Origin of the sequence: Wolbachia endosymbiont of Menacanthus eurysternus (genome assembly GCA_029715105.1) — a bacterium.
Classification (GTDB): domain Bacteria; phylum Pseudomonadota; class Alphaproteobacteria; order Rickettsiales; family Anaplasmataceae; genus Wolbachia.
On sequence record CP085695.1, the window covers coordinates 1 to 13093 of the forward strand.

The following is a 13093-nucleotide window of genomic DNA, read 5'->3' on the forward strand; positions in this document are numbered from 1 at the left end:
AATGTGAGTTGCTTTATATAATTTTATTATATAATAATTATGTTGTTATTTCAATTTATAAATTGAAAAATAAATAATAACAGGAAAATACAGATCTGATTGCATTTAATTTATATAATTTTGCAGATGTCTTATTAAGGAGTTCTGAGAGAGATTGTTTGTAAGTAGATAATGGTTTGGTGACAATAATAATAATTATAAATATATTATTGTTATAATAGTACTTGGTAATATTGTTAATATCTTATTATTTTACTTCTTTGATTTTTAATTTTCATAAAAGTTGTTATTAACAGTTTTGTTAATTTTGTTCGTGAATTTATATAATTTTAGGTTATATAATAAAGTTTTGTAATGATAAATTGCTATTAATTTTTAATTGGGAGTGGTTTGTGTTGTGCATACATTGCTGTGAATTATATGAATTATATGTGAAAATGAGTGTTAATAACTTGTTAATTAATTGTTAACAAAAAAAATATTAACAATTAATTAACAAGTTATTAACATACTTATTAAGTATTTAATAACAATTTTATAAATTAAATTAAAATATTTAACTGGTATGATTTTTAGTTTGGGGAAATTAATTTATAAATACAACTAGAGTTGAATGAACTAGATTATATCAATATAAAGTAAATAGGAAATTTTATTTGTATGGAAAATTATAAGTTTTATCTCAAAATAAAATTTTGAGATTTTATATAGATGTATTTTGCATTGGGTAAAAATAGAGTTTTTATTAATTGATTGGTCTATAGAAAGTTAATATTATAAATATTATAATAATAGATACCGTGATATAAAAAGTAATTTTTGAATTTAAAAGAGTTGTAAGATTTATTGAAGTAAGGAAGGGTTTAACTTTATATAAGTTGAATATCACTAATTGTTATTATAGGTTTATAAATGTGTATGAATGAAAGAAGACATAATAATTTTATATTTATTAATCAACAAATATTAGTATTGAATTTTTTATAATAAAGTTGCTAATTTAGAATTAGTTTTTAACATGATTTTTACTTTTAAGATTTGGTTTCAATAGACTTTTAATAGGACAATTTTATTGTACATTAATGTTATAAGTTTCTTATATGAGGAAGAGTGTTTTTAATAAATAAATTCTGAATTTGTTTAAAAGTTTTTCCATTAGGATTTAAAATTATATTTTTATTTTAATAAGTTTGTTTTTATATATGGGGAGAGATATTTGTTTATATATGGCATAGGATAATGTTATTTAATTGATATCAAAATTTAGTTTGATAAAAAATTCTCTCAGAAGTAAAAGGTATGTGTATTTTGTAATCAATGTGGTTCTATTACAACTCTTAAGTTTTTTTGGAATTAAAATTTAAAGTTTTTTAAAAGAAAGGTGTTTATCTTTTTGAAGTTTTTAAAACTCATTAGTTTAACTGTTAGTTAATATTAATTTTAAATTTTTAGATAGGTGATATCTATTAATTCTTAAATTAAAAAATTTTCTATATAATTTTGTTTATTGGTAATGTGGTTTGTATTTTAAATTTATAAAAGAAATACTATGAATAATACTTATATTAAATCAGGAGTAAATCTTAGTTTATATCAAAAATTAATAAGAAATATTAATGTTATAATTAAAAAAGCCAAAAAAAAGGAAGAGGTTCTTAGTGAGGAGAATTTGTTTTCAGCTTTGTTTGATTTTTCTGAAATTAGTAAAAAATATGATTATCCGATACTAGTTTCATCAACTGATGGAGTAGGTACAAAATTATTGATAGCTCAGGAAATAAATAAACATGATACTATAGGTATAGATTTAGTTGCAATGTGTGTAAATGATTTACTTGCACAAGGAGCAGTACCTTTATTTTTTCTTGATTATTTTGCAACAGGTATTTTGAATAAAAATGTTTTATTATCTGTAATCCAAGGTATTGTGGAAGGGTGTAAACAAGCTAATATAGTATTAGTTGGTGGAGAGACTGCAGAAATGCCTGGAATGTATAGCAATAATCGTTATGATCTTGCAGGATTTGTAGTTGGAGTTGTTGATAAGAATAAAATTCTTCCGAGAAAAAATATTATGAAAAAAGGTGATTATATAGTTGGTCTAGAATCAAATGGGATTCATTCGAATGGGTTTTCGTTAGTAAGGTATATTTTTAAAAGTTTGGGTATAAGTTATAACGATTTATCTCCTTGGAACAATAAAACTTGGGGTGAAATATTACTTGAGCCAACAAAAATATATTCTAGTTCTTTGCTATCTAATATTATTTCACAAGTGAAAGGTATTGCGCATATTACAGGTGGTGGCTTAATAAATAATATTTCAAGAATTATTCCAGAGAATTTATTTGTTGATATAAACATTAGTTCTTGGGAGTGGTCAGATATATTTTTATGGCTATTAAAAAATGGTAAAGTAAATAGAAATGAAATGTTAAAGACTTTTAATTGTGGCATTGGCATGGTTTTAATTGTAGATCCTGAAAATTTACAGCGTGTAGGGAATTATTTTGAGAAAAATGGGGAAAAAGTCAGGTTTATAGGAAATCTTAATAGTAAGGATAATAAGAAGTAAGTAAATTTAATGGATTTTGTTAAATTAAGTTAAATTTAACTTAATTGATAGTCTTTTTGCAACTTCTAAGTATGTTTTTTTTATATCTCCTAAATTTAAACGAAAAATATCTTTATCGAGTTTTTTATTAGTATTACTGTCCCATAATCTGCAGTTGTCCGGACTAATTTCGTCAGCTAAGATAATTTCTGTTTTATTATTTATTAACCTACCAAATTCTAATTTTAAATCGATTAGATTTATTTTTGCATTTAAGAATAAGTTAACTAGAATTTTATTGATTTTTAAGGTTAAAGTTTTAATTTTTTTAATTTCTTCATTAGATAACCAACCAAAGTATAATATATGGTTTTCGTTTATCATTGGATCATTTAAATTATCATTTTTATAGAAGATTTCGATTATAGGAGATGTGAGTTTTTCACCTTCTTTTATATTAAAACGTTTACAGAAACTACCAGCTGCAGTGTTTCTTATTACTATTTCGAGAGGTATAATTATTAATTTTTTGATTAATTGTTTTCTTTTATCCATGATTTTTATAAAATGTGTATTTATTCCAGTTTCCTTAAGCTTTTTCATTATAAAAGCACTGATGTAATTGTTAATTATTCCTTTATTTTTAATAATTCCATATTTTTTTTTATTAAATGCTGTGATATTATCTTTAAAATATTGTATAGCAATAAGTTGGTCTTTAGTTTTAATGATAGATTTAGTTTTGCCTTCGTGTATTATTCTGTTTGAAATCATAATTTAATTAATATTAGTATTACTTGATGATATATCAATTTATTATTTAATGTTTACCATTTGTTAGTATTTTTGGGAAAGCTTATAAATTTTATTTATAGGTTATTTTATAAGAATGTTTAGTGTTGCGATATTGACTATATTTCCAGAGATGTTTCCTGGTTTTTTGGGTTGTTCACTTGCTGGAAAAGCGTTAAAAAAAAGAATATGGGGTCTTGAAATTATAGATATTCGTTCTTTTGCTAAGGATAAGCATTTAACAGTGGATGATGTATCGTATGGAGGTGGAATGGTTGGAATGGTTATGCGTCCTGATATTGTTGGTGATGCAATAGATAGTACGTTATTTGCAAATAAGGATACTATATTTATTTATATGACTCCATCTGGAGTAGTTTTTAATCAGAGTATTGCGAAAGAGTTAATAAAATTTACTCATATAACAATATTATGTGGAAGGTTTGAAGGTGTTGACCAAAGGATAGTTGATGAGTATAATCCTTATGAGTTGAGTATTGGAGATTATGTGCTTTCTGGTGGTGAACCAGCTGCGATGGTAGTTCTTGATGCATGTATTAGGCTTCTTCCTGGGGTAGTAGGTGATTTTAATAACGTTATTGAGGAGAGTTTTAGTTATTGTGGTGGTATACTCGAATATCCTCAATATACTAGGCCTCAGCAGTGGAGGGGGCGTAGGGTGCCTGAAGTTTTATTATCCGGTGATCATAAAAAAATATGTGATTGGAGAATGTGGAGTTCTAGAACTGTAACGAAAAAACGCAGACCTGATTTGTTAAAATTTGAGATGTAAATATGGTGAATCTGCTTGAAAAGTTTAATAAGAAACAAATGGAATTATTAGTAAAAGAATTGCCGGAGTTTTTTTCCGGTGATGATCTTAGAGTGATTTTTAAAATCATCGAAGGTGATAGTGAACGTATTCAGGTATTTGAGGGTGTATGCATATCGAGGAGAAACCGTGGGTTACATTCTTCTTTTATGGTTAGAAAAGTAAGCTATGGGGAGAGTATTGTGTCACAGTTTTTTATTTATTCTCCTGTGTTAGTTTCTGTACAAGTTGTGAGAAGAGGAAAAGCTCGTAGAGCTAAGTTGTATTATTTGTGTAAACTATTTGGGAAATCTGCAAGAATAAGAGAGTTTATTTCTTATAAAAGAAATAAAGTTGAATAGTTTAATTTGAATTAAAGTTTATTATATTCAATATATATTTGATGTTGAATATTATGGAGACTGAAGAGGTTATATGTAAATTAATATGAAGATAAAGTTTTTCAGGTTTTTTTTATTTAAAACGTGTACATGTTTATATGAAAAGGAAGAATAGAAGAAATAGAATGTTACATTTCTGTTCTTTTATAGCGTTAGTTGTTTCGTTAGGTTGTCCTATATGTATATTGTTAAGTATATTAGTTAATTCATATAGTGCATTAACAGTAACGAAAATTTTGTTACCAATTGAAGTAACAGATAATTTCGCTTTGGTAAATAGTTCTAGCGAACTACGACATAAGTTTATTGATTTGCTTAATAATTCTTTACTTAGGGTTTTTGAAGGTTCTTCTTTTAGGAGAGAAGATGAGATTTTAAGTCGTAATTCTTATAAGGAGTTAGAAATTTTTTTTTTCGAGAAAATGAAGTATGGTGGTAAATATGAGATTTGGTTTACTGCTTCAAGTATAGTTAATTCAATAAATAAGGGTAGATGTTTTAATTATCATTACAATGAATTGCTTAATTGGTTAAAAGAAAAAGGAAGAGTAAAAAAGTTTTTCAATAAGTCTTTATTTTTTAAGTCTGATTCTCATGAACCTGAAAATGCAGGAATTTTGGGAGCGTTTGTTGGATCATTAATGATGATTATCATATGTTTAGTTTTTGCATTACCAGTGGGAATTATATCGGGTATTTATCTTTATGAGTTTATGCCGAGGAATGGCATAACTAGTTTTGTAGAGGCTAGTATAAATAATCTTATTGCTGTACCTTCGATAATATTTGGTGTAGTGGGTTTAACTCTTTATCTCGGTATGTTCGGTTTGCCTCGTTCTTCGTCTCTTGTTGGTGGAATGACTCTTTCGTTTATGATGTTGCCTAATATTATAATTATAACAAAGAGTGCTCTTGCAAATGTTCCTATTGCAATAAAAGATGCAGCTTTTGCACTTGGGGCTACTCATATTAAAGTAGTACTGGATCATTCGTTGCCGATTGCATTACCTAGAATAATACATGGAACTGTTATTGTAGTTGCGAGAATTTTGGGTGAATCATCTCCTTTACTTATGATAGGTATGGTTGCATTTATAGCTGATACACCGATATCATTTTTTGATCCAGCAACAGCCTTACCGGTACAGATATATATATGGTCAAGTAGTCCTGATATTGCATTTATTGAACTCGCTGCAGTTGCAATTATAGTTTTATTAATAATGTTATTTATTTTAAATATAGTAGCAAATTTCGTAAAAAGAAAATTTGAATTTTTTAATTTTTAGTTTGTGAAAATTATTGTTTTATTTGGTTATGGTTTAAATTGCGAGAAAGAAACTGCATTTGCGTTTGAAGAATGCGCTAGAAAGATTGGTATTACTAATATAGAGGTAAAGATTATTCATATTAATGATGTTATAGATAATCCGTGTGAATTAAAATCGAGCAATATATTGGCAATTCCAGGAGGTTTTTCTTATGGGGATGATACTGGTGCAGGTAATGCATTTGCTTTACGTATTAAAAATAACTTGTTAGATCAGTTTCAAGATTTTTTATTACGAGATAAGCTTGTTATAGGAATATGTAATGGTTGTCAGATTTTGGTGAGATTGATTCCAGAGTTTTCTAGTTTAGCTTTAATATGTAATGATGTAGGTAGCTATCAATGTCGTTGGATCAGAGTAAGGGTTAATCAAAAAAGTAATTCTGTTTGGTTACAGAATTTAAATGAGTTGTATCTTCCAGTTGCTCACGGGGAAGGTAAGTTTTTTATGGATCAGGGTGTTTTAGATCAATTAATTGAGAATAATTCTGTTGTGCTTCGTTATCTTAACGAAGAGGGTAATTATGCTAATTTGGAGTTTCCTTATAATCCAAGTGGATCTATATATGATATAGCAGCTTTGTCTAGTAAAAGTGGTAGAGTATTAGTTTTGATGCCTCATCCAGAGAGAGGAATATTTTTCACTCAACAGTATAATTGGACTTTTGAAAAAGAAAAATGTAAGCGTTTAGGTATTGCTATACCGAAATATGGAGATGGAATATTTATATTTGAAAATGCATTGAGATATTTTATGTAAGTGGTATTTTTTGTTAATGATAATTTGTTTTTGCAAAAATATAATTTAAGTTTTCTTTTGTGTGGGGAATCTTGTTTTTATGATATAAATGATTAATTATTTAAGGTGTTTTATATTATAATGTAGGAGAGTTTTTTTGTTTTGTGAGAGTTTTTTATAGAAAGTTTAGGTTTTTGTAAAATAATAATAAGTGGGGAATTTAGTTTTAAAATTAGAGTATATTTACTTTCGTTAAAAAATTGATGGTGTATATACGTTTATGTTGATTCTTAACAAGCTTTATAATGTATAAAGAGAATTATGGTTAGAGTATATTTATGATAAAAATTGTTTTGAGTTTATGTGTGTTATATGTGGGGATTTTTGTTCTCAACAATAAAAGATCAGGGGATATTGTTAAGTAAGTGTTTTCATTTAAATTTTTTAGGAGGGGGTTATTAGATAAGCAAAATTTGTTTTTAGTAAGTAACATAATAACAATTAGTGTATAAAGTTAAATCTAATGTAGTGGGGAAATTAATAGAGCTAAATATTTTTAGATAAAATTGAGAAATGAGAAAATTGTATAATAATGTATATAAATGAGGTATAGTAAGTGATTAATTTTAGGGGTTTTTGTAGAGGAGAATTATATTTATTGGAGTTTTAATAAAAAAAGAGGGTAAAATGGCAATATCATAGGGGGGCTAGTTTAATATTTTAATGGAGAGTACCGCGTAAATATAACATTTACTGAGATAATTCTGTTGTTTTATCTACATAAATCCTATGGTGTTTTTTATTTTTTTTATATTGTGGTTTGCGATTTCTGATGCTTTTTCTGCGCCCCTTTTTAATATTTCATGTAAATAGAGTTGGTTTTTTAAAAGATTATTCATTTTTTCGCGTATTGGTGATATTATGCTAATAATTAAGTCGGCTAATTCTTTTTTGAAGAGTTTCATATTATATTTATCGATTTCTTCGCATACTTTTTTTTTATCAAAATTACTTAGTAATGAATAGATATTTATTAAATTATTTATTTCTGGACGAAGTTTTAAAGTAGTAAAATCAAATCCTAACATTGAGTCTGTTTTTGCTTTTTTTATTTTTTTAATAATTAAATCATCAGCATCGTCAAGATTAATACGTGAATATTCTGAAGGATCAGATTTACTCATTTTACTTGTACCATCTTTTAAACTCATTATTTTTGATGCATGATTTAAGATCATTATTTCAGGTATTACAAAATGATTTAATTTATAATGATTATTGAATGTGAAAGCAATATCACGTGTGAGCTCTAAATGTTGTTTTTGATCACCTCCAACAGGAACATATTTAGCTTGATATAGTAATATATCTGCAGCCATGAGGATTGGGTAGCTATATAATCCTAGAAAAGCTTTTCGGTTATTATTATCAGTTTTATTTTTAAATTGGATCATACGATTCAACCAATTAACTGGAGTGTAACATCCAAGTATCCAGCATAGCTCTGTATGATTACTGACTGCAGATTGATTAAAAATAATAGATTTTTCTGGATCTATTCCGCATGCAATATAAGCAGCTGCTGTTTTAAGAATGTTGTTTTTTAATTCGTTAGCTGGAAGTTTGTTATATGTAATTGCATGTAAGTCAACAATGCAAAAAAGGGATCTGTATTTATTTTGTAGGTTTATCCATTGTTTGATTGCACCAAGATAGTTACCTAAGTGTAATGTCGCAGTTGGTTGGGCGCCTGAGAAAATAATGTTATGCATATTTTATTATTTCAATCACTTTTGTATTTATGAATTAGTAGATTTTTTTGAAAGAACAACCATAGCAGGGCGAAGTAGTCTATTTTTTATGGTAAAACCTGTTTGTAAAACTTCTATAATAGTACCGGTTTCTTTTTCATTATTTTCTTTTTCTATAACTGCTTGATGTAAATTACTATCAAAGAATTCTCCTATTGGGTTTATTTCTTCTATTCCGTGTTTTTTTAGATCATTTATAATTTTTTGATAAGCTACTTTGATTCCCTCATGAACAGGATCATTGTCTTTTAAATTTTCCATTACTCTTTTTAAGTTGTCACATGAGTCAATCATATCACGTGCAAATTTTGTAATTGCATAGTTACTCGCATCATTGATTTGTTTTTGCATTATACGTTTAACATTTTCATTGTCTGCAACAGCGCGACGTAAATGATCCTCGAGTTGGGTTGCGCGTTCTTTTAAGGAGTTAAGACTCTCGTTAAGATCATTGTTTATTTTGGCATTATCATTTTGTTGGTTTTCATTTTTTTGTTTGTTTGATGCATCAGTGAACTCTTCGTTTTTTTCTTTATCTTTATTATTATCTGACATATTTATATACCTTAAGAATTTTTATAAAATAATATAGTAATTAATCTTAAATATCAAGAATTAGCTAAGCTTGTCTTTTTATGCTTTTTTTTAAGAAATCAGTTAAAGCAGTTTTATAGGGAGAATCAGAAAAAATATTAATATTATCTAATGCTATATTAATGTAATGTTTTGCATTTTCTATGGAGAGTTCGATGGCATTATGATGGATAATGTAGTGTAGTGCCCGATCAAAATTACGTTCAGTAGAAGAGAAGCATTTTTCCCAAAATTTTTGTTCTGTTAGGTTTCCTTTTTCATATGCTATGATAGCAGGTAGAGTTATTTTGCCCTCAGAAAAGTCTTTTCCAATTTGTTTTCCATAGGTGTTTTGGTTAGAAATATAGTCAAGTATGTCATCAATTATTTGAAATGCCATGCCAAAGTTAAAGCCAAAATTTTTTAATTTTTTTGTTTTATAGTTTGTAGCACCGGATATTATAGAGGCTGCTTCGCAGCATGCAGAAAATAAAGATGCTGTTTTTTTTTTGATAATATTGAAATAATTTTTTCTAATAGTATTAGGATTAAAGTGTGTTTTCATTTGTTTTATTTCACCTGTTACGAGTAGGTGTGATGCTTTAGATAGAACAGAAAGGACGTTTAAATTTTTACATTCTATAAGCCATTTAAATGCTAAAGTTAGTAATAGATCGCCAACTAGAATACTGGACTTATTTCCCCAAATTTTATTTGCAGTTTTAATTCCATGTCGTGCTTCGCCTTCATCTAATACGTCATCATGAAGTAAGGTAGCATTATGTATGAACTCTACCGATGCAGCAACTTTAATTCTATCTTCTCCAAAATAATTTAGCATTTTACATAATATAAAAACAAATTTAGGTCTTATTTTTTTTCCGCCTGATCCTATGAGATGGGATACAACGTCAGTAATAAGTTCGATACCTTCATTATTAATACTTTTAAAGATAAAATCTTTCATGATTGATAAGTCAGAAGATATAATATCATCCAGTTTGTTACTACTGTTTATTAAACTGATGTGCAACATTCTAGAGAGACTAAGGCCTCTATATTTAGTTTTAAATTATTTTATTGTTTTTTTGTTTTTTCGTATTTTTTCGTTTCAAGAGAAATTATATCATTTTTGATAAACCATAGCACTCTTTTGGTTGGTTGTGCACCTAAATCCAACCAGTGTTTTAATCTATCAATTTTTATTACAACATAATTTTTGTCATGTTTTGGTAACATTGGATTGTATTGTCCTATTCTTTCAATAAAACGTCCATTTCTTGGTGCAAGAGAATTAGCTATGACTATCCTATAAAAAGGATGTTTTTTTTTACCAAATCTTGCTAATCTTACTTTAACCGTCATACTTTTATATATATTCTGTGTTGACTTAGCATATAAACTAAAGTAGTGTGAAGTCAAATAGATTTTGAGATTATTTATTTAATTTGAGTTTAGAATAAGGTAACTTTTTAAAAGTTGTAATTTAGTAGTAATTATAAATTGTTTAGTTACTAAAATAAATTAAGGTTTTGCATTAGTGTTATGAAACAAAGTATTTTCTATTATTTAGATTGTTCAGGATTATATGAATTTGAAAATTTTGATAATAATATCAAACTCTAATAAATCTATAAGGTAAGTAGATTTTCTAATCCTATAACAGAATTAGGTTAATTTTTGATTTTTTTAAGTTAAAATTTTTGTACTAAAGTACAATTTAAGATTTAGCGATTTGCATTCAATTTTTGTTTAGTGAACATGAATAATTTAAGAATTTGTGTTCTGTTTATTTTATAGTTTTATTGTTTTAAATGGATGAGTATATATTAATGGTTGTTATTTTAAATTAAATTAAAAGTTTATTTCCCTTTTTATATTGATTTGTATTAATTCGTTAAAATTACAGAAAATTTATAGTAGTTATAGGTTTTATGTTGATAATATAGTCGGTTTAATTATGTATTGATTATTACACATAGGACAAAATAATTATTAAATTGAAGAAATACTTTAAAGTATTACGTGAGAAGGGTTTATAATGTTTAGTTTTGATTTATTGGTAAACTAGTTTGGTTTATTTATATAAAGTTAGCGTGAGTTATTTTTCTAAAAGATTGGAATATTAAGAGCACTATTTTAGTTATGTGTATAAGTATATATGGGGGTATGTTTGTTATTTAGTAATTAATATAAAAGTAATAGTATAAGTTTAATGTATTTATTTTATTGATGATATGTTTATATGAATTGATTTTGTTTTGTTGTACGTTTAAAAATTGTATTTCGTCATTAAATAAATTAATTGTTAGTTTCAGTATTGTTTTTAGTATTGCTAGGATATGTTGGAATTTTTATAGGATAGCAGTGTGTGTTTTGGTGTTGTAGATTAAAATTTGAATAGTGTAAGAGTTGTGTGTGGAAGACGAAGGATGTGCATTTGTTAAATAGATGAGATAATTAAGATAAAGAATTCGGATGTGTCTGTAGTGTTTATTTTAATTTATTGTTATAGCAATAGTTAAAGTAAAGAAGTTATATTTTACTAACTCTATATAGTGGATATAATAAATATTTTGCATGTATGAGACATTATTAAAAATTAATGTAATTATGTATCTTAAAAGATTGTACTAAGTTTATTGTTTTATGTTCTTTTGACAAAATATTTATTTTATCGGTATTGGGTTCAATTTTATTATTGATTTATTTAGATAGAAGGTAGAGCTTGGATTTATGAGACTAGAGGTTATAATTGCAGGAAATATACTAATATAGATTTTAAATAAAATGAATAAGAAATTTTAATTGATTAGAGGAATACTTTATAGTGAAAAGAATTTGTAATATTTGAATATATTGATAAATTCATTTAAAAAGTAATAAGTGTTTTCGAAAAAGATAAAAATAGGAGTTATGTTAAAAATTTTATTAGAAGTGATGTGATATGCGTTTAGATAAAACTTTCTATTAAAATAAAGAAATATTTTGTGTTCGTTTAATGATGTGGAATCTTTCAATAAGTTTTAATTTTAAAGTTATAATTATTTTTGTTGAAAAGATAATAATTTTAGATAAAAGTTTAGGACTATTCTAATAATTTCCGGGTAGAGGTGAGGAGTTTACATAGTTTTAAGTTTTAAGATTGAAAAGTAATTTATTCTTCTTACTGAAGAATGCATGTAAAAATTGGTTACATTCTATACAATATTAATTGTTTTATGTTATAAAGAATGAATCAGAGTAAATGTTTTATCCCTAATAAGATGTTTTATATATTGGAAAAATTTTGGAAATTAAAAGAAAGTAACAGCAAGATCGTGGTGTAAGAGATATATGTAAGTTCTTGTTTATGTATTATTGTTTAAAAACAAAAGAAGCGAAGAAATACTTGGTGGAAATAAGTGTTTTGGTATGGAGTGAATATTTTGCCTGATGTATTTTAATGTTTATTTTGTACAAAAGTGTGCTCTAATTTGATATTAAAGATAGAGAATATATTATAAAATAGGTCAAGGTGAATAAGAGAATTGTAATTGGAATAAGTGGAGCATCTGGTTCTATTTATGGTGTACGTGTTTTAGAGGCATTAAGAGATGCAGGATACGAAACTCATCTGGTGATAAGTCGAGCTGGAAGAATTACTTTAACTCATGAAGTTATAGAAAAGTTTGAAGATGTTATATCACTTGCGAGTTTTTATTACTCCGAGGAAGAAGTAGGAGAAAAAATAGCAAGTGGTTCATTTGAAACTTCGGGAATGATTGTTGCTCCATGTTCCATGAAAACAATGTCTGAAATTGCGTCTGGTGTAACATCTAATTTATTAACAAGGGCCGCAGATGTTACTTTAAAAGAAAGAAGAAAATTGGTTTTGATGGTACGCGAATCACAATTTCACCTTGGTCATTTAAAGAATATGTTAAAATTAACAAAAATGGGAGCAATAATTGCCCCCCCAGTGCCAGCTTTTTATATTAAACCGAAATCTATAGAAGATATTATAAATCATTCTATTGGAAAAGTGTTGGGTTTGTTTAAAATAGAATTTTCTCCCTTTAGGGAGTGGCAAGGGGTATAGT

General features: G+C 26.5%; 11 protein-coding genes. 6 read left to right on the forward strand and 5 right to left on the reverse strand.

Translation table 11 applies throughout. The features are described 5' to 3' along the window. Positions 1–1549: 1549 nt before the first annotated feature. A complete protein-coding gene (purM, locus tag LJI21_00005; protein WFW29703.1) occupies positions 1550–2575 on the forward strand; it encodes a phosphoribosylformylglycinamidine cyclo-ligase in 1026 nt (341 codons plus the stop codon). Between the two features lie 24 nt (positions 2576–2599). On the opposite strand, the gene LJI21_00010 is transcribed toward purM, so the two are convergent. Beyond that, a complete protein-coding gene (locus tag LJI21_00010; GenBank protein ID WFW29704.1) occupies positions 2600–3328 on the reverse strand; it encodes a phosphoribosylaminoimidazolesuccinocarboxamide synthase in 729 nt (242 codons plus the stop codon). Positions 3329–3443: 115 nt separating this feature from the next. Between LJI21_00010 and trmD the strand changes: the two genes are divergently transcribed. The 4 genes from trmD (at position 3444) to LJI21_00030 (ending at position 6648) form a co-directional block, all read left to right on the forward strand. Continuing rightward, complete coding sequence (gene trmD, locus LJI21_00015) at positions 3444–4139, forward strand: tRNA (guanosine(37)-N1)-methyltransferase TrmD (GenBank protein WFW29705.1); 696 nt, start codon at positions 3444–3446, stop codon at positions 4137–4139. Between the two features lie 2 nt (positions 4140–4141). Next, positions 4142–4519 carry a 50S ribosomal protein L19 gene (rplS, locus tag LJI21_00020; GenBank protein WFW29706.1) on the forward strand — a complete coding sequence of 126 codons (378 nt, stop codon included), beginning with the start codon at positions 4142–4144 and terminating at the stop codon, positions 4517–4519. Positions 4520–4656: 137 nt separating this feature from the next. Next, positions 4657–5847, forward strand: a complete 1191-nt coding sequence (gene pstA, locus LJI21_00025) for a phosphate ABC transporter permease PstA (GenBank protein ID WFW29707.1) — start codon at positions 4657–4659, stop codon at positions 5845–5847. A 3-nt stretch (positions 5848–5850) separates the two neighbouring features. Further along, positions 5851–6648, forward strand: coding sequence for a phosphoribosylformylglycinamidine synthase subunit PurQ (locus tag LJI21_00030; GenBank protein WFW29708.1), 798 nt, complete (start codon positions 5851–5853; stop codon positions 6646–6648). Between the two features lie 755 nt (positions 6649–7403). On the opposite strand, the gene trpS is transcribed toward LJI21_00030, so the two are convergent. The 4 genes from trpS to rpsP form a co-directional block, all read right to left on the reverse strand. Then, a complete protein-coding gene (gene trpS / locus LJI21_00035) occupies positions 7404–8399 on the reverse strand; it encodes a tryptophan--tRNA ligase (GenBank protein ID WFW29709.1) in 996 nt (331 codons plus the stop codon). Positions 8400–8426: 27 nt separating this feature from the next. Beyond that, positions 8427–8993 (reverse strand): nucleotide exchange factor GrpE, encoded by a 567-nt coding sequence (locus tag LJI21_00040; GenBank protein ID WFW29710.1) that lies wholly within the window; start codon positions 8991–8993, stop codon positions 8427–8429. 64 nt (positions 8994–9057) lie between these two features. Next, positions 9058–10047 carry a polyprenyl synthetase family protein gene (locus tag LJI21_00045; GenBank protein ID WFW29711.1) on the reverse strand — a complete coding sequence of 330 codons (990 nt, stop codon included), beginning with the start codon at positions 10045–10047 and terminating at the stop codon, positions 9058–9060. A 41-nt stretch (positions 10048–10088) separates the two neighbouring features. Continuing rightward, positions 10089–10376: a 30S ribosomal protein S16 gene (gene rpsP, locus LJI21_00050; protein ID WFW29712.1), complete on the reverse strand. Its 288-nt coding sequence runs from the start codon at positions 10374–10376 to the stop codon at positions 10089–10091. Positions 10377–12528: 2152 nt separating this feature from the next. Here rpsP and LJI21_00055 point away from each other — a divergent pair. Continuing rightward, positions 12529–13092 carry a UbiX family flavin prenyltransferase gene (locus LJI21_00055; protein WFW29713.1) on the forward strand — a complete coding sequence of 188 codons (564 nt, stop codon included), beginning with the start codon at positions 12529–12531 and terminating at the stop codon, positions 13090–13092. The last annotated feature ends 1 nt before the right edge of the window (position 13093 follow it).